Source organism: Vibrio floridensis, from assembly GCF_021852965.1.
GTDB classification, from domain to species: Bacteria; Pseudomonadota; Gammaproteobacteria; order Enterobacterales; family Vibrionaceae; genus Vibrio; species Vibrio floridensis.
Genome location: NZ_JAKGCY010000012.1, coordinates 81,966 through 99,277, shown reverse-complemented (window position 1 = coordinate 99,277; position 17,312 = coordinate 81,966). Strand labels below are relative to the sequence as shown.

Sequence of the window (17,312 nt, the reverse complement as noted above, 5' to 3'; positions counted from 1 at the left end):
AATGTTAAAAAAAGTGATCGAGATCAGGCTTAGCGCGCTAAAAAGTTCGCCAGTAGTTGGTGCCCTTGCTCAGTTTTGATCGACTCAGGGTGGAATTGCACCGCATCAATCGCCAGTGTTTTGTGCTGATAACCCATGATTTCGTCCATGCTGCCATCGGCATGGGTTGTCCATGCGGTGAGCTCAAAACACTCTGGTAGCGAGCCATTTTCCACCACCAGTGAGTGGTAACGCGTCACAGTCAGTGGATTGTTTAACCCTTTGAAGACGCTTCGGCCATTGTGCGTAATGGGCGAGGTTTTTCCGTGCATCACTTGTCTGGCTCGCACCACTTTCGCGCCAAATACTTGCGCGATCGCTTGATGACCTAAGCACACCCCCAATATCGGCAGTTTACCGGCAAAGTGCTCTATCGCAGCCAGCGAAATCCCCGCTTCGTTTGGCGTACAAGGCCCAGGAGAGATCACCAGGTGTGTGGGGTTTAGTTGTACGATACCCGCCAGATCAATCTCATCATTACGTACCACTTGCACCTGTGCGCCCAGTTCACAAAAGTACTGGTAAAGGTTGTAAGTAAACGAATCGTAATTATCGATGATCAATAGCATTGGAAAACAACAACTCACTCAAAGATGAACGGATAGATAAGGGCGGTATTTTGCAGCACCAGTCGCGAAAGGCAAGCCTTTTGACCGATAGAACAAAAATAAGGCCAGCAAATTGCTGGCCTTAAAGGTTTACACTTTATGCTTATAGCGAACGGCGGCGACGCAAGAAGCCAAAACCGAACAGTGATAGCAGCGCACCGAAGCCGAATGCACCACCAGAACCATCATAGGCAGCGACAACCGGTTTGACGTTGCTTGAATCACGCTTGGCAACAGTAACGGTCATCGATTTGCTTTCTACCACCTTTTCATCCGCTGCTGCGCGAGTTGCTGCTGAGCGAAGCACACGCATAGTCATGGTGTATTCACCAGCCTCCAAACCAGCCACATCAAACATCACCGTTTGAGCGCCATTTGCCTTAAGCGTCACTTTTGGCAGAGTGACCCCTGTAGGGCGAGGAGAGATTGAGATTTCCGCGGTATCACCCATGATTGCTTTTTCTGACACAGGGAAAGCAATATCGGTTCGGCCACTTTTCATGGTGATAGAAACTGGATTTTCACCAACTTCACCATATTTGTAGCCTAAGCTGATAATGGCAGAATCATGATCAGAAGAGCGGAAAGGTGTTTCAGCATAGAACGGATTAGGTTCATTGGTATCACCTCCTTTGTATTTGTGGTTGTAGTCATACAAAGACGATTCTGGTGCATTAATGTGCCAATCTGTCGCATCGACTAAACGATGCTTGAGAGAAGGAGAAATCAACATGTGATCCAGCGAGCCGACTTCATCATTAAACGAATAGCTCCATGAGGTTTTACCTTTTTCCGTTTTTAGATCAACCGCGTTTAAGTAGCCAAACGTCTTTTCAATACGCTGACCATTTTTTTCAAATGGCGTTTTCCCTACGTAGGTATGTTCTGATGCATAGATAGCTTTGCCTGTAGGGTTGCTTGTGAGTACGAGCATCGGATCTTCATTTGCGTATGAGTTCATGTCACCTAACACGACTTTATCGCCAGCAATGTCCTCTAACTCTGAACCTAAGTGGTACGCAGCTGCGACACGGAAGTTTTCACACGAGCCTTGGAAATCATCATTGCGCACATCATCCTGAACAGGGTCGAAATTCTTCCACGTTTCCCAACCTTTCCAATCTTCGTAACACGTTGAGCCTTTAGACTTAAAGTGGTTCACAGCAACAGACAACGTCTTGCCAGTGTGATTCACTTTAAAAGTCGCTACGACGGTATGACGTTGATAATTGTCTCCGTTTTCGCGAATTTCACCTTTTTTATCTAAAATTGGCGCACCACTGTCATCAACGATCGTCGGAGCATGCTGCTCTGGCATCGGGATAACTTCGCCGCTGACAATCGAGACCTTTGAAGGACGATAGATAACACCCGAAGTGATCGCGTCCGAACCAACCGTATCTTGCTCATCTAGAACCGCGTCACCGTTCTTATCAAACCCAACAAACACATAGCGATTATGGATTGAGTTCTTTCTATGACGATCTCCGTAATCTTCGTCGTCGTATTTTTCATTAACGGCAGCAAGTAACTCATTGATTGCGCTAAAGTCACCAAAACCATTGTTCTCAATTTCCATGACACCCAAGATGTCCGCATCTAAGCCATAAATCGCTTCAACGATTTTAGCTTGTTGGCGTTCAAACTCCTCTTGAGATTCTGCACCACGACTATCACCGAAGTTGTTGTCGGAACCACCATACGGTGAGTTAAAGTAGTTCAGTACGTTCTGAGTCGCGACTTTAATAGTAAAACCGTGAACACCATATGATTCGTTGAGTTTTGGAGCATCGGTACGATCAGTATTGTGGATAAATGTAATCTTCTGCGAGGACTCCAGCGCTTTGGGAACGATGATATTAAAATTACCATATGAATAACCAACCACACCGGTCAAACCCACTACGCTATCATCAATACGGACGTAGTTTTTCTGAGGATCTTGTTTAAACTCAGGATAATAAGGAATCTCGCCATTTGGCGCTTTCCCGTCAGATTCAAGAATCACACGGAAATCATCGTTTTCAGCAGCTTGCGCTAATGAAGCTATCGACCCAGCAGCATGATCTTGGTTTGGCTGAGGATTAGGACGTTTGTAGGCAAGAACCATGTTATTGCGGAAAGCATCAAAATCGAAGCTAAAGCTACGTGACACTCGTAAATCATATTTTACTGCGGTCAACTCATCACGACGCGCCTCTTTAGCCTCGGCTAAACGCGCTTGGTATATAGCCTCATCTTCACCATCGGAACGCTTAACCGTCACTTTATCCACAAGAGCTTCAATAGCAGCCAACTCTTGAGCTGTCTTGCCCATATCCGCTGAAGTTTTGACCAACATACCTTCGTAGCGTTCTAGCGTAGATTCAAATGTTGTATCGTCAGCATGACGCTTTAGTTCAACAGGTACGACTTCAACTGGTGTTGCATCAACCACTTCCCACTTATCATCAACAGCAACAAGTTGGGTTAAACCATAGTTTTCTTTCACTTTAGCGACCACACACACTTTTTGACCCACCATGCTCTCAGTGGCTTGAGTGGTTGGTACAAAGATGCCGTCCGATGTTAGGTCATTGCCATCGTTATCGTATAGGTAGAAACCCTTCGCAGGGTAGCTAGTTACCGCAGAAACAATACCTGTCACTTTATACGATTCTGTTGACTCGTACCCTTCAGTAATAAGCGGAGAGAACTTACCTTTGCCTTGTACTGCACCAATAGTTTGCTCTGTTAATTCCGTTGCGTCAGTACATGGAGTATTGGCAGGTGGAGCAATTGGATCATTGTTCACCGCAGATGGATCGCCTAATCCCCCAAAATCATCCTGAGCGAACGCTTCCCAATCATTGACGTCATAAGTATTTTTAGGTCCTGAACCTGGTTTACGTCTCAGGGTCATGTTTGCCCATGGATCATCAGCAGCATCAGAATCACTGTAGATACCGAAGATATCGTGCACATCACTTTGAGCTGAAGAAGTCCCTAGCCAGACCGCATCATCCCCGTTAAACGTTAAGGCGTTGAATTTTACTTGGTCATACGTGCCAGCGGCCACAACCGTACCTTCTCCAGCCAATCTTTCAATGTATTGGCGGATCTCCGTCCCAGCCTCACCATTTATAACGACGATACTTTTCCCTGGTGCAATGGTGACATTTTGCAGGACATTGACTTTGTCCTTATTATGAATCATGTTTTTATAACGACCAAAGTACAGCGCTAAATCACCACTGTTACCTTCAAAGGTGACGGCAGATGTACCAGTGTTACTGATTTCAATAGCTTTATTCTGTGCAGAACCTTCAACATACTCGGTAATAAATACTTTGCTCATATCTCCAATGTCAGCAGTCGCGATGCCGCTGAGCACGGTACTAATTGCACCAGCAAGTAGAGTCATTTTTTTGTTCATTGTTTTATCCTCTCGGTCCAATTAGAAATAAACGCGCGCGTAGGCATAAGCTTGTTGCGCGGCTTCACCACTATTGACTTCAAATGCAATAACGCTTGAAGAAGTCGGTTTGTAATTCACCCCTAGCGTCGTCCAAATACGCTCATTACCCCAATCGGACGCTTCAGCACCATTTGCCTCGTTGTTTATTGCCCATTGTTCATATTCTTCGTAGTTGTATGACGCGGTAAGTTCCCACTGAGGATTGAAAACATACTTGGCCGAGGCTAAGTATCCCTCATTTTTTTGAAGCTTATAGTCGTTGTAAAGAACGCACTCTGGCACACCGTACTCATTTGGTTTCTTCTGAGCACAAGTACCGATGTCTTCTTCTTCTCTAAATACGTTGATCCCCAAGTGGAAGTCTTTAGTCACCGCGAGTCGAGCTCCCGCACCAAGCAGTCTTTGCTCACCATATTTAGACTTACCATCAGAGCCACCACGCCCTTCTAGGCCAACCACTGCAGAGAAACGCTCACCAAAGTAACCCAAGTAACCGTTGACGATATCGCCTAGCTCAGAGCCCGACGACGATTTACCACCGTAGGTATAAGAGGCGCCCACTTTGATGTCGGAGAAGAAACGACCTTCGTATTTAACGGTCATATCTTGGTCACCCGCTTCGCCAGTTTCTACCGTGGTATCAAACGTGAAGTCACCCCATTTGTCGTAATCGTCAAAGGCGGTATCGGTTAACCCTAGTTCGAGGTATTGGTTGAAAGCCTTGCTGTCCAGCAGGTCATAACCGAGGAACAATTTATCGATGCTTAGAACTAAATCACCCGATCCGTACTGCCAGTTTTCACGTTCGTAATCCAACTCTAAGCGGTAGTGCATTCGACCATTTTTGCCACGCACGCCCATGGTTGCGAACGAGTCATCAATGTAGCTTTTCTCGTCAGTGTAAAATTCACCATACTCAAAGTTCGCACCAATATGGCCACCCACACCCACTTCACCATACAGCTTGAGATAGTCTCCATTCTCATTTTCGTAAATGGTGGCGGCTTGCGCTGCGGAGGCCAACAATAGCGAGGAGATCGCCATTGCCACTGCATTTCGTTTCAACATTGCTATTTCCTTGTATCTCGATATCCAATTTGGGAATTTGTTTGTATCGGTTAAACAGGGCTCTGTTATTTCAGTGATTGGCCAACGAAATAGATATTGGTCAAATTTAGGGCGCACAAAGCCAGCCACCTTATCTGAAGGCGACAACGGTTAGGGTTTAACCATTACATTAATAAACAAGAGTAATGTCTCTATTTGATGAAAAAAGAAAAGCAAGATGCAAGTTAAATGCGAAATGACTCACACTTACAAAACTATTAATACGGGGTGATTTATAGTTTCAACAAATAAAAGGATCAAAAAAAATAATACAAAACAACATTGAATAAATTAGAGCTACAACTCAATTACAAATGATAAAACATGATATGAAACACCACTTATATTAGTGGTTATTAAATTAGCAATAACAAAAAAGGCCGCCTAACGGCGACCTTAAAATAGTCAAAAAATATATCCGAATTAAGGGCGACCAACAAAGCCAACCACTTCGTATACTTTCTTTAGCGTTTCCGCTGCGCGTGCTGATGCTTTGTCTGCCCCTTGGCGCATCACCTCATTCATGTAGCCACGATCTTCACGAATGCGGTGATATTCCGCTTGAATCGGCTCGAGCATCGACACCAATGCTTCACCGACATCCTTCTTGAATGGACCATACATTTCCACGCCTTGGTACTTGGCTTCAATCTCTTCAAAGCTCATACCGGTGGCCGCGGAGTACAGTCCCATCAGGTTGGAAATGCCCGCTTTATTGTCCCAATCATGGGCAATGCGTGGCGGCGTTTCGGTATCGGTTTGCGCTTTGTTGATCTTTTTGATGATCGATTTCGGGTCTTCAAGCAGAGTGATCACGTTCTTACGGTTATCATCCGATTTCGACATCTTCTTCGTCGCATCCTGTAAGCTCATAACACGCGCATTCACCGTTGGAATGTACGGCTCAGGAATGGTGAAAATTGGGTTTTCTGGTGAATAGATGTTGTTGAAACGTGTCGCGATATCACGTGCCAGCTCCAGGTGCTGCTTCTGATCGCTGCCCACTGGTACTTGATGTGCACCGTAAAGGAGGATGTCTGCCGCCATCAACACTGGGTAACCAAACAACCCAACGTTAACATCGTTCGCGTAACGGGCTGATTTGTCTTTGAACTGAGTCATACGGCTCAATTCACCCATTTGAGTATAACAGTTAAGAAGCCAACCAAGTTGAGCATGTTCTGGTACATGTGACTGAACAAATAGCGTGCTCTTCTTCGGATCAACACCAACTGCGAGACAAATGGCCAATGCGTCGAGGGTCGCTTCATGCAGCGCTTTCGGATCTTGACGAACCGTAATCGCATGAAGGTCTACCACACAATATTGGCAATCATAGTCGTCTTGCATCTGCTGCCATTGACGTAGAGCACCCAAGTAGTTACCGATACTTAGTTCACCTGACGGTTGAACACCACTTAATACAATGGGTTTGCTCATGAAATGATTCCTTTGACTTCTTAATCTAAATAAATGAAAAACCGTGCAGACTCAGCGCACGGTTTCCTCAGTGTACTCATTGACGAGTATTTTTCTAGTGGTTTTCACCGTATGGAACGGAGACGAATCGCACTTCAAGCAGAAACGAGCACCACATCAAGCAATTGCGCCAAGCTATCGGCAACGAAATCCGGCTCAGAGGCAGAAATAGGTTCGCCATGGTTGTAACCATAGGTCAAACCAAAAGAGGCACAACCAGCATTTTTTGCTGCCAGAATATCGTTCTTAGAGTCGCCCACCATCAACATCTCGGTTGACTGAATCTGATGTTTTTCCATGAGCCAATTGAGTGCGATTGGGTTGGGCTTCTTCTCTGGGAATGAATCACCACCAAGCACATCGACAAAGTAGTCAGCGATGCCGTGCTGCTGCAACACATCCGGAACAAACTTGCTGGGTTTGTTGGTCACCAACGCCAAGGTGAAGCCCGCTTGGTGCAGCGCTTTCAGCGTTTCTTTCACCGTTGGGTAGAGGTGACTAAGCTTATGACCAGTTTGCTGATAGAAATCATCAAACAGCTCACGCGCCTGAGCTCTCAATTCATCACTCAACTCTGGGTTGATGGTTAAGCTTTGGCTCAAGGCACGACCAATCAGAATGTCTGCGCCATTACCGACGTAATCGCGAACTTGCAGCTCGGTTACTCCCGGAAAACCGACTGCACGTGTCGCTTGATCCGCCGCAACGGCTAAATCTGGCACGCTGTCTAGCAAGGTGCCATCAAGATCGAAGGCGATTAATTTTATCTCTTGTTGAGTCATCACTACTTGGCTCACTAAACTTGGCTCACTAAAAACAAAGGATGGTCATTGCCATCCTTTGTTCAATTTCATCCGCTCACTATACCGAAGTGGTTATTGTGATGCCAGTCTCTGACGCACCGCTTCAAACAAACAGATGCCTGAGGCCACGGAAACATTGAGGCTAGAAACCGCCCCTGCCATTGGGATTTTGATCAAGTCATCGCAGGTTTCACGGGTTAAACGGCGCATGCCATCCCCTTCAGCGCCCATCACTATGGCCAATGAGCCCGTCAGCTTCGCTTGATAGATATCGTGCGTTGCTTCACCCGCCGTACCCACAATCCAAATACCTTGCTCTTGCAGATGACGCATGGTGCGCGCCAAGTTGGTCACGCGCACCAAAGGCACCGTTTCGGCCGCGCCACACGCCACTTTACTGACGGTCGCTGTCATCGGTGCTGACTTGTCTTTCGGTACAATGACCGCCGCCACACCCGCAGCATCGGCATTACGCAAACATGCGCCAAGGTTGTGTGGGTCGGTCACCCCATCCAGAATCAACAACAGTGGCGAAGCATGCTTGGCCAAAATGTCATCCAGATCGTTCTCATTCAGCTGCTTGGCCGGTTTTACCCGTGCGATGATGCCCTGATGGTTTGCGCCGTGCGCTTTGTCATCCAAGGTTTTGCGTGTCATCTGTTGTAGTGACACGCCCACCATTTGCAGCTCGTTGAGGATCGGCATCAGTCTGTCATCCTGACGCCCTTTTAGCACATAGGCTTCAATAAAACGCTCTGGCTCTTTGTCCAGAACGGCTCTTACAGCATGAATGCCGTAAATAAATTCATTACTCATGAGTTAACCTGTTTACTCGTAGAAGATACCGGACCGATTACTCCGCCGCGTTTTTACTGCGCTTGGCTTTCTTCGGTTTACTGTGTGGTTTTTTCTTCTGCGCTTTTTTCACTTTCTTTTTCTTGCCGTCTTTTTCTTCCGGACGCTTGGTCGGTTCGACGACAGGTTCGTGACGCATTGGCGCTTTCGATGCTCGAGCGACACCTTTTTTCTTCGCTTTGGCTTTCTCTTTCGCTTCCGCGACGCGCTTCTTCGCGGTTTTGCCTTCGCCGCGTAGCTTACGGCTTGTTCCCACCAATTCAAAGTCAATTTGCTTATCATTTAAGTTCACCGCCAGCACTTTCACTTTGACGGCGTCGCCTAAACGGTAAATGTGACCAAAGCTTTCACCGATAAGTCGTTGACCAATCGGATCAAATTGATAGTAGTCATTGGCCAGCGTCGAAATGTGCACCAAACCATCGATGTGCAATTCCGTTAGACGAACAAAGAAACCAAAACTGGTGACATTGGCAATCACCCCATCAAGTTCGTCACCCACGTGATCTTGCATGTATTCACATTTGAGCCAATCGGCAACATCGCGTGTGGCGTCATCGGCGCGACGCTCGGTCATTGAACACTGCTCGCCATAGAAATCCATGTCATCAAATGAATAGTGGAAGCCACCCGTTGGGGTCCAGCGATCTTGATTTTGGCCTTTCTCTTTAGCGATCAGATATTTGATCGCACGATGCAACAACAGATCCGGATAACGACGAATCGGCGAGGTGAAATGCGCGTAGCGCTGCAAGGCCAAACCAAAGTGACCGGCATTATCTGCGTTGTACACCGCTTGCTTCATTGAGCGCAGCAACATGGTCTGGATCAGCTCTTTATCGGCACGTTCGCCAATTTGCTTCACCAAATCCGCATAATCTGTCGGTGATGGCTCCAAGCCCCCTTTCAGATCTAAGCCTAACTCGCCCAAGAAATCGCGGAAGCCTTGCAGACGAAGTTCTCCTGGCGATTCGTGAATACGATAGAGCGCAGGCTCTTTGGCTTTTGCCACCAGCGAGGCAGACGCAATGTTGGCCATGATCATACATTCTTCGATGATCTTGTGGGCATCATTACGAATCACAGGCTCAATACGGTCGATCTTACGTTCGGCGTTAAAGATGAACTTGGTTTCCACGGTTTCAAATTCAATCGCCCCGCGCTGATCACGCGCTTCTTTGAGCACCTTGTACATCGCATGCAACTCTTCAAGATGCGACACCAAGGGCGCGTAACGCTCACGCAGCTCTTCATCCCCTTCAAGGATTTGGCTGACTTTGGTGTAAGTCAAGCGGGCGTGGGAATTCATAACTGCTTCATAGTGCTTGTAACCTGACAGCTTACCGCTATCTGAAATGGTCATTTCGCACACCATACACAAGCGATCCACTTGTGGGTTCAACGAGCAGAGTCCATTGGACAGCACTTCTGGCAACATAGGGACGACTTGTGATGGGAAATAAACCGAGTTGCCGCGGTTGATCGCTTCTTTGTCGAGCGCCGAGTCAGGGCGAACGTAGTAGCTCACATCCGCAATCGCCACCCATAAGCGCCAGCCGCCGCTTTTTTTCTTCTCACAGTAAACCGCGTCATCAAAGTCACGAGCGTCCTCACCATCGATGGTGACCAACGGCAGTTGACGCAAGTCCACGCGACCAACCTTCGCTTCTTCAGGCACTTCTTCGCCTAAGTTCGCGATCTGCTTATCGACTTCTTCCGGCCACTCATGAGGGATTTGGTGCGTACGAATAGCAATTTGCGTTTCCATGCCCGGCGCCATGTTTTCGCCCAACACTTCCACCACTTTGCCCATCATGCCGCGTGAGCGAGCACCACGGTCAGTGATTTCAATCACCACCACGTTGCCCATGCGAGCGCCCGCTTTGTGCTCATTTGGGATGAGAATGTCATGACTAATGCGTGAATCGTCCGGCACCACATAGGAATAGCCATACTCAAGGAAAAAACGCCCAACGATTTGTGCTTTGCGCTCGTCCAACACACGCACTAAACGCCCTTCCCTGCGGCCGCGCTTGCTGTTGTCCGTCGGTTGCACTAAAACGAAATCGCCATGAATCAAGGTTTTCATCTGGTGATGAGGCAGCAGAATATCATCGTCTTTGTTCACGCTGCCTTCTGGTCTAACCCAACCGTGGCCGTCTTTGTGACCAATCACGTACCCTTTAATCATTTCCAATTTTTCAGGTAAGGCATAGCATTGACGACGAGTAAAGACGAGCTGCCCATCGCGCTCCATTGCACGCAAACGGCGTCTTAGCCCTTCATATTGATCTTCGTCTTTTAACTGCAGTGCTTCGAACAAATCATTGCGATTCATCGGTACGCCAGCTTGTTCGAGAAACTCTAAAATAAACTCACGACTTGGAATGGGATTTTCGTAATTTTCTGATTCACGATCGGCAAAAGGATCGTTTTGAATAACGTCTGACATAGGCAGGCCTATTTAGCAAGGAAGGTATGGTTGTAGTATATCTGACTCTGCTCATAAGCTACAGCCACGCGTCGCAGTTTCAGCAAATTAACACTTATTTTTCATAGTTTTTCATCATTCTTCTGATTCGTTTACATCTCCGTGCCAAGATCACAGAAGTATGCAAACCGAGGAGCAAACGTTTGCAATTCATCATGAATCTCTTACTATCGCGGCAAACTATACCGATGCCTGTTCCAAGGAAAATAGAATGCTGAAACGTAACGTAATAGCTGCTGCCATTGCAGGCATGAGCCTGTTTTCATCCATGAGTTATGCCGCGCAACCTGCGGATCTTATGATCACCGATGCCATGATCCTCACCATGAACCAAGACAAAGTGGTGTATCAAAACGGCACTGTAGTGGTAAAAGAGAACAAAATCATCGCGGTGGGTGATGCGGATGTGGCAAAGCAGTATCAAGCAAAACAAGTGCTTGATGTCGATGGTGACATCGTAATGCCGGGTTTAATCAACACGCACACGCATGTGTCGATGACGGTATTTCGCTCATTAGGTGACGATGTGCCTGACCGCCTGCATCGCTACATTTTCCCATTAGAAGCCAAACTGGTGTCACGCGATATGGTGCGCATCGGCGCAAATTTGGGGAACGTTGAAATGCTCAAAGGCGGCGTAACGACCTACGCAGACATGTATTACTTCGAAGACGAAGTGGCGAAAACGGTCGACCAAATTGGTATGCGTGCCGTGCTTGGCCAGAGTGTGATTCAGTTTCCTGTCGCCGATGCCAAAAACGCCGACGAAGGCATTCAATACGCCCTGAACTTTATCGACCAATACCAAGATCACCCAAGAATTACCCCAGCGTTTGCACCGCACGCGCCCTACACTAACACCACAGAAACGCTACAGAAAATTGCGAAGCTCTCGCTAGAAAAGAACGTACCTGTTTTGATTCACTTAGCCGAATCCACCCGTGAGCAAGAAAAGATTGCTGAACGATCAAACGGTTTATCACCGGTGCAGTACATGCATCAAATCGGCGCATTGAATGCCAACCTCGTCGGCGCTCACATGATTTTGGTCGACGACAAAGACATTGAGTTAGTGAAGCAGGCCGATATGGGCGTGGCTCATAACATGAGTGCCAACATTAAGTCTGCCAAAGGCGTCGCCCCAGCCCTCAAGATGTACGACGAAAACGTGCGTATTGGTTTGGGTACCGATGGTCCAATGTCGGGCAACACGCTGAGCACCATTGATGAATTCAACCAAGTGGCGAAAGTACACAAACTGGTCAATCACGATCGTGCAGCCATGCCACCACTCAAAGTGATCGATATGGCGACCATGGGCGCTGCAAAAGCACTGCATATGGAAGATAAAATCGGTTCTCTTGAAGTCGGCAAACTGGCGGACATCATCGTTATCGATACCAAAGCGCCAAATATGGTCCCCGTTTACAACCCATACTCTGCTTTGGTTTACTCAGCCAACAGCGGCAATGTGCGCCATGCCATTGTTGATGGCAAGCTGATCATGCAAGAGCGCCAAATCAACACGGTGAATGAGGAGCAAATTCGCCAAGAAGCACTGGCCTTTACTGACATCGTCCGTAAAACCGTGCTCGACTCGGGCGAAGAGATTCGCTAACTCCGCGACGTTCTGCAGCAACAGTGTGCTCTATCTTTGGATAGGGCATACTGGCAACGCCAGTTAGGCTTTTTGCAGCAAGATCAGGAGCTCTGCGTTGTCATCCAACAGCTCAGCGATCGAGCAGTCATCCAACTCCGCCAAAAAGGCCAGCTTCGCACGATATAAGCGCTCCTTCAAACGGCATGCGGGCGTAATATGGCAAAACTCCACCGAGCAATTGACAAGATCCAATGGCTCCAAATCTCGCACAACTTCTCCAACTAAAATCGTCTTCGCTGGGCGATTCAAGCGGATCCCACCATTTTTTCCTCTTACGGTTTGAATGTAGTTTAACTGCCCCAAACGGTTGATCACCTTGACCATATGGTTGCGTGAAACACCAAATAGCTCAGTCACATCGGTGATATTGGTCTGTTCATTATCCGGCAACGACGCGAGATAAATCAGGGTGCGCAAGGCGTAATCAGTAAAGCTCGTCAGTTGCATGGGAGGCTCCTCTATGGTGAAGAAAGTCTAAAACTTTTCTTGATTGAAAGATACATTTGAGATACAACTTTAAACATGCATTACAGATACAACTTAAAATTAAACAAATAATCCTAATAGGAAGCCCGCTATGCTCAGCGAAAACACCATTAACATTGTAAAATCGACCGCCCCCCTGTTGGCCGAAACAGGACCAAAACTGACCGCCCATTTCTACCAACGTATGTTTGAGCACAATCCTGAACTCAAAGATATCTTTAACATGAGTAACCAACGCAATGGTGACCAACGAGAAGCGTTGTTCAACGCCATCTGCGCCTACGCCAGCAACATTGACAATCTGCCTGCACTCTTAGGCGCGGTGGAAAAAATCGCTCACAAGCACTCCAGCTTTTTGATCACTGCCGATCAATATCAAATTGTCGGCGGTCACTTGCTGGCAACCATTGATGAACTTTTCTCTCCGGGGCAAGCCGTGCTCGATGCCTGGGCTGAAGCTTATGGTGTGCTGGCGAATGTCTTCATTCAGCGAGAAGAGCAAATTTATCAAGCCAACCAATCACAAACCGGTGGCTGGCGTGGCTTACGCGAGTTTGAACTGGTCGAAAAACAATACGAGAGTGCGCACATCTGTAGCTTTGTCTTCAAGCCCGTCGATGGTGGCACTGTCGTTGGCTTCAAACCAGGGCAATATTTAGGGATTTACATCAACGATGAGCAGTTTGAAAATCAAGAAATTCGCCAATACAGCTTGTCATCCTCTGTACGTCCTGATTGCTATCGCATTTCAGTGAAACGTGAAGAAGACGGCCGAGTCTCTAACTATCTGCACGATCATCTCGACGTTGGCAGCAAAGTCAAACTCGCAGCGCCTGCCGGTGACTTTTTCCTTGATGCCGCGCCAACGGCACCAGTCGTGCTTATCTCTGCGGGTGTCGGCCTCACGCCAACACTTTCTATGCTTGAAAGCCTAACCGAGCATCAAGCGCCGGTGACTTGGATTCATGCAACTGAAAATGGCCAACAACACGCATTTAAACAACACGTCAAACAATTGGTTGAAACGCATCCGCATTTCAATTCGTTAGTTTGGTACAACCAACCAAACTCAGACGATAAAATCGGTGACGATTTCCAGTTCAGTGGATGGGTGAACCTGCATGAGATTGAAACCGTCCTCAAACAGGCTGATGTACAAGTGTACTTCTGTGGCCCTGTTGGCTTTATGCAGTTTATCGCCAAACAATTGCTTGAGATGGGAGTGCTTGAACAACAGTTCCATTACGAATGTTTTGGCCCACACAAAGTGGTTTAGCATTAAAGTAGTTTAGTATTAGAGTGCGACAAGGTTCGTTGAACTCAACCACACAAGACACAAAAGCCCACCGAGTTGGTGGGCTTTGGCATTCAAAGAGAGAAGAGTGATGACAAGGTATTACCAGAACGTATCTCGCCTTTTCGCTCGGGCGATAATATTCTCTGGCATGCGCTGCTCTAAACCTTGGCGCAGCATTGAAATTCGTTGGTGCTGACGTTGGTCAGCAGTGACTGAGTTGTAGAGCCAGCGATAGGCATCTTCGTAATCCAAAGGGCTGCCATAATCACGCAGCAACAGTTCAGCAAGATGGATACGCGCATTGAGGTTACCCATGGCCGCCGCTTCGCGAAGGTAGGGAATCGCTCTTTCTTTGTCTTGCTGCACTAAGGTACCACGTGAATAGTAGCGCCCCAGTTGCTCTAACGCTGCCGGTAGCCCTTGGTGGGCTGCGTTTTCCATGTAGTAGAGCCCGAGTTCAACATCTTGGTCCACACACACACCCCACGCCAGCATATCACCATAAAGGAACTCGTACGCAGGTAGGTTAATTCTCGTTGCCCGCGCCACGATATCTTCCACCAGCTGGCAGTTATCGGCGCGCACACGCTCAAGATGCCTATTTTGCTCAATCAGCTTAATAAGCTCTGCTTCGCTATAAATCGGTACAGGTGCTCCCACCTCGGCGACATTCGCTTTCGCAAATGGAGCACTCAACACCAACAGCAGCGAAGCAGCTACTGTTCGTAATTTCATATTCATCACTCTTTAATGTCTATCCTCAGCCAACGCGTCTCGTTGAAATCACAGGCTTGATAACATTATCGGCAAAAGACCACTTAGCTTTAGACAAAAATTGCCGCTTATCGGCAATAGCTTGCCACAGCTAGTATAGTTTTTCACCAACTTGAGTGCCGTGGAAAATGACTCCCACTAGAGAATACAAAAAACCGGCCAAGAGGCCGGTTTCGTTGTCATCTGAGTTCGCGATTAAGATTCGAATGGATGAACCTTAACGATCGTTTCGTTACGATCTGGACCTGTAGAGATAATGTCTACTGGCACGCCAGTCAGCTCTTCAATACGCTTGATGTAGTTGATCGCTGCTTGTGGTAGATCTTCTAGAGATTTAGCACCAAAGGTGTTCTCAGACCAACCAGGCATGGTTTCATAGATTGGTGTCGCTTTCTCAAATGCTTCTGCCGCCATTGGAGAAACTTCAAGAATTGAGCCATCTTCCATCTGGTAAGCAGTACAAATTTTCAGCTCTTTCAAACCATCTAGAACATCAAGTTTGGTTAGACAGAAACCTGATACAGAGTTGATTTGGATTGCGCGGCGCATTGCCACAGCGTCAAACCAACCAGTACGACGTAGGCGACCCGTTGTTGCACCAAACTCGTGACCAACCGTACCTAAATGTTTACCAACAGGATCTTGTTTGTCTTTACCATCGTATAGCTCAGTCGGGAATGGACCAGCACCTACGCGAGTACAGTAAGCTTTTGCGATACCTAGAATGTAACCAATGTAACGAGGACCAAAACCAGAACCTGCAGCAACACCACCAGCGGTTGTGTTAGAAGAGGTTACGTATGGGTAAGTACCGTGGTCGATATCTAGCAGAGTACCTTGAGCACCTTCGAACATGATCTTATCGCCACGCTTGCGTGCTGCGTCTAGTTCGTCAGTAACATCAATCACCATTGAAGTCAGTAGCTCAGCATAGCCTTTCGCTTGCTCAAGCACTTCTTCGTAGCTTACTGCTTCTGCTTTGTAGAAATTCACTAGTTGGAAGTTATGGAACTCCATCACTTCTTTTAGTTTTTCTGCAAACGCTTCCATATCGAACAGGTCACCAACACGAAGACCGCGACGAGCCACTTTATCTTCGTACGCAGGACCAATGCCACGACCAGTTGTGCCGATCGCTTTTTTGCCGCGAGCAATCTCACGAGCTTGATCGAGTGCAACATGGTAAGGAAGAATGAGAGGACAAGCTTCAGAAATGAATAGGCGTTCGCGAACTGGAATACCGCGCTCCTCAAGAGGTTTCATTTCTTTAATTAGCGCTTCAGGTGAAAGTACTACACCGTTACCGATAACACATTTTACGTTATCACGTAGGATACCTGATGGAATTAAGTGAAGTACGGTTTTAACACCGTCGATTACGAGTGTGTGACCTGCATTGTGACCGCCTTGGTAGCGAACCACATACTTTGCATCTTCAGTCAAAAGGTCAACGATTTTACCTTTACCTTCGTCACCCCATTGGGTGCCCAGAACGACTACGTTATTTGCCATCTTTCCAAGTCTGATTGATAGTTAAAAAAGGATTCTAGCACCGAATTACGCATCTTGCAGTCATTTTTTGTGCACAGCGATCCCTACCGTTTAGTCATTCCTCAGCACGGCCACTTTTGCCAACATCATATCACTGATAATATTTCACTTTATTTTCACTGCGGATTTATGCAATGTCGAACTCACTGTGGCTGGCGCTTGGGCTGGTACTGATTGTGGAAGGATTGGGGCCATTGCTGGCTCCGAGAGGGTGGCGAAATATGGTGGCACAGTTAAGTGAGCAACCCGATAATCAGTTACGCCGCATTGGAGGCTGCCTTGTCGTGGCTGGCGCTGTGATTACTTATATGATGAGCTAAGCGTCAACAGCTCAAACACGCTGACACCAATCGCCCGACACGATCTCATCCACCAACTTGCTGCTGTCTTGATAGAGGTAGATCCACGCTCGCCCAAATGGCGTTTCAATGGTTTCGCGTCGATACTCTACGGGAACATCTTCTAATTTATCAAGTGCGTATAAGGTCTCATCGTCAATCAGATAGACTTCGCCATGAATGGCGCGATGACCAGCCGCTAACGCGGGATAGTCTCCGAGATCGTAAAGGCGGTAATCTTGAGCACTTTGATAACCACCCAAAAACTCGCTTTTCTCGAGATAATGATGGTTAGATTCCCCTTTGCGCAAGGTGCCATAGACAAAAACCAAATGCTGCATAACGCCTCCCTGTTATCTACATGATG

Annotated in this window: 14 protein-coding genes; 3 read left to right on the top strand and 11 right to left on the bottom strand. The window is 47.3% G+C overall.

Translation table 11 applies throughout. The annotated features are described in order from the left end of the window. Window positions 1-29: 29 nt before the first annotated feature. The 7 genes from LZU85_RS16390 to rnr all read right to left on the bottom strand — a co-directional run bounded on the left by LZU85_RS16390 (window position 30) and on the right by rnr (window position 10,800). Window positions 30-608, bottom strand: a complete 579-nt coding sequence (locus LZU85_RS16390) for an aminodeoxychorismate/anthranilate synthase component II (protein ID WP_176298393.1) — start codon at window positions 606-608, stop codon at window positions 30-32. 142 nt (window positions 609-750) lie between these two features. Continuing rightward, complete coding sequence (locus LZU85_RS16385; protein ID WP_237287769.1) at window positions 751-4,062, bottom strand: ExeM/NucH family extracellular endonuclease; 3,312 nt, start codon at window positions 4,060-4,062, stop codon at window positions 751-753. Window positions 4,063-4,083: 21 nt separating this feature from the next. Further along, window positions 4,084-5,172 (bottom strand): porin, encoded by a 1,089-nt coding sequence (locus LZU85_RS16380; RefSeq protein WP_237287767.1) that lies wholly within the window; start codon window positions 5,170-5,172, stop codon window positions 4,084-4,086. Between the two features lie 462 nt (window positions 5,173-5,634). After that, window positions 5,635-6,651: a tryptophan--tRNA ligase gene (trpS, locus tag LZU85_RS16375; protein ID WP_011079289.1), complete on the bottom strand. Its 1,017-nt coding sequence runs from the start codon at window positions 6,649-6,651 to the stop codon at window positions 5,635-5,637. 134 nt (window positions 6,652-6,785) lie between these two features. After that, window positions 6,786-7,472 (bottom strand): phosphoglycolate phosphatase, encoded by a 687-nt coding sequence (locus tag LZU85_RS16370; protein WP_237287793.1) that lies wholly within the window; start codon window positions 7,470-7,472, stop codon window positions 6,786-6,788. Between the two features lie 93 nt (window positions 7,473-7,565). Then, on the bottom strand, window positions 7,566-8,309 hold the full coding sequence (rlmB, locus tag LZU85_RS16365; protein ID WP_011079287.1) for a 23S rRNA (guanosine(2251)-2'-O)-methyltransferase RlmB: 744 nt from the start codon (window positions 8,307-8,309) through the stop codon (window positions 7,566-7,568). Window positions 8,310-8,346: 37 nt separating this feature from the next. After that, window positions 8,347-10,800 (bottom strand): ribonuclease R, encoded by a 2,454-nt coding sequence (gene rnr / locus LZU85_RS16360; RefSeq protein ID WP_237287766.1) that lies wholly within the window; start codon window positions 10,798-10,800, stop codon window positions 8,347-8,349. Between the two features lie 250 nt (window positions 10,801-11,050). Here rnr and LZU85_RS16355 point away from each other — a divergent pair, with 250 nt between their 5' ends. Beyond that, window positions 11,051-12,457 (top strand): amidohydrolase, encoded by a 1,407-nt coding sequence (locus tag LZU85_RS16355; RefSeq protein ID WP_130198959.1) that lies wholly within the window; start codon window positions 11,051-11,053, stop codon window positions 12,455-12,457. A 63-nt stretch (window positions 12,458-12,520) separates the two neighbouring features. On the opposite strand, the gene nsrR is transcribed toward LZU85_RS16355, so the two are convergent. Then, window positions 12,521-12,946 carry a nitric oxide-sensing transcriptional repressor NsrR gene (gene nsrR / locus LZU85_RS16350; RefSeq protein WP_011079284.1) on the bottom strand — a complete coding sequence of 142 codons (426 nt, stop codon included), beginning with the start codon at window positions 12,944-12,946 and terminating at the stop codon, window positions 12,521-12,523. 130 nt (window positions 12,947-13,076) lie between these two features. On the opposite strand from nsrR, the gene hmpA reads away from it, so the two are divergent. Beyond that, entirely contained in the window at window positions 13,077-14,261 is a 1,185-nt protein-coding gene (gene hmpA, locus LZU85_RS16345) for an NO-inducible flavohemoprotein (protein ID WP_237287764.1), read from the top strand. Between the two features lie 120 nt (window positions 14,262-14,381). Here the strand turns inward: hmpA and motX are convergent, their stop codons facing one another. Together motX and LZU85_RS16335 are read right to left on the bottom strand one after the other, a co-directional pair. Continuing rightward, a complete protein-coding gene (gene motX, locus LZU85_RS16340) occupies window positions 14,382-15,017 on the bottom strand; it encodes a flagellar protein MotX (RefSeq protein WP_080536778.1) in 636 nt (211 codons plus the stop codon). Window positions 15,018-15,251: 234 nt separating this feature from the next. Continuing rightward, on the bottom strand, window positions 15,252-16,568 hold the full coding sequence (locus LZU85_RS16335) for an adenylosuccinate synthase (protein ID WP_176298349.1): 1,317 nt from the start codon (window positions 16,566-16,568) through the stop codon (window positions 15,252-15,254). Window positions 16,569-16,741: 173 nt separating this feature from the next. Between LZU85_RS16335 and LZU85_RS16330 the strand changes: the two genes are divergently transcribed. After that, on the top strand, window positions 16,742-16,927 hold the full coding sequence (locus LZU85_RS16330) for a DUF2065 domain-containing protein (protein WP_176298350.1): 186 nt from the start codon (window positions 16,742-16,744) through the stop codon (window positions 16,925-16,927). An 11-nt stretch (window positions 16,928-16,938) separates the two neighbouring features. Here the strand turns inward: LZU85_RS16330 and LZU85_RS16325 are convergent, their stop codons facing one another. After that, a complete protein-coding gene (locus LZU85_RS16325) occupies window positions 16,939-17,286 on the bottom strand; it encodes a gamma-glutamylcyclotransferase family protein (RefSeq protein WP_237287763.1) in 348 nt (115 codons plus the stop codon). Window positions 17,287-17,312: the final 26 nt, after the last annotated feature.

Excerpts from the sequence above, each read along its gene's own strand:
- LZU85_RS16325 (WP_237287763.1), bottom strand. The coding sequence starts at position 17,286 with ATGCAGCATTTGGTTTTTGTCTATGGCACCTTGCGCAAAGGGGAATCT.
- LZU85_RS16380 (WP_237287767.1), bottom strand. The coding sequence starts at position 5,172 with ATGTTGAAACGAAATGCAGTGGCAATGGCGATCTCCTCGCTATTGTTG.
- rnr (WP_237287766.1), bottom strand. The coding sequence starts at position 10,800 with ATGTCAGACGTTATTCAAAACGATCCTTTTGCCGATCGTGAATCAGAA.
- LZU85_RS16330 (WP_176298350.1), top strand. The coding sequence starts at position 16,742 with ATGTCGAACTCACTGTGGCTGGCGCTTGGGCTGGTACTGATTGTGGAA.
- nsrR (WP_011079284.1), bottom strand. The coding sequence starts at position 12,946 with ATGCAACTGACGAGCTTTACTGATTACGCCTTGCGCACCCTGATTTAT.
- LZU85_RS16335 (WP_176298349.1), bottom strand. The coding sequence starts at position 16,568 with ATGGCAAATAACGTAGTCGTTCTGGGCACCCAATGGGGTGACGAAGGT.
- LZU85_RS16355 (WP_130198959.1), top strand. The coding sequence starts at position 11,051 with ATGCTGAAACGTAACGTAATAGCTGCTGCCATTGCAGGCATGAGCCTG.
- rlmB (WP_011079287.1), bottom strand. The coding sequence starts at position 8,309 with ATGAGTAATGAATTTATTTACGGCATTCATGCTGTAAGAGCCGTTCTG.
- trpS (WP_011079289.1), bottom strand. The coding sequence starts at position 6,651 with ATGAGCAAACCCATTGTATTAAGTGGTGTTCAACCGTCAGGTGAACTA.
- hmpA (WP_237287764.1), top strand. The coding sequence starts at position 13,077 with ATGCTCAGCGAAAACACCATTAACATTGTAAAATCGACCGCCCCCCTG.
- LZU85_RS16370 (WP_237287793.1), bottom strand. The coding sequence starts at position 7,472 with ATGACTCAACAAGAGATAAAATTAATCGCCTTCGATCTTGATGGCACC.
- LZU85_RS16385 (WP_237287769.1), bottom strand. The coding sequence starts at position 4,062 with ATGAACAAAAAAATGACTCTACTTGCTGGTGCAATTAGTACCGTGCTC.
- motX (WP_080536778.1), bottom strand. The coding sequence starts at position 15,017 with ATGAAATTACGAACAGTAGCTGCTTCGCTGCTGTTGGTGTTGAGTGCT.
- LZU85_RS16390 (WP_176298393.1), bottom strand. The coding sequence starts at position 608 with ATGCTATTGATCATCGATAATTACGATTCGTTTACTTACAACCTTTAC.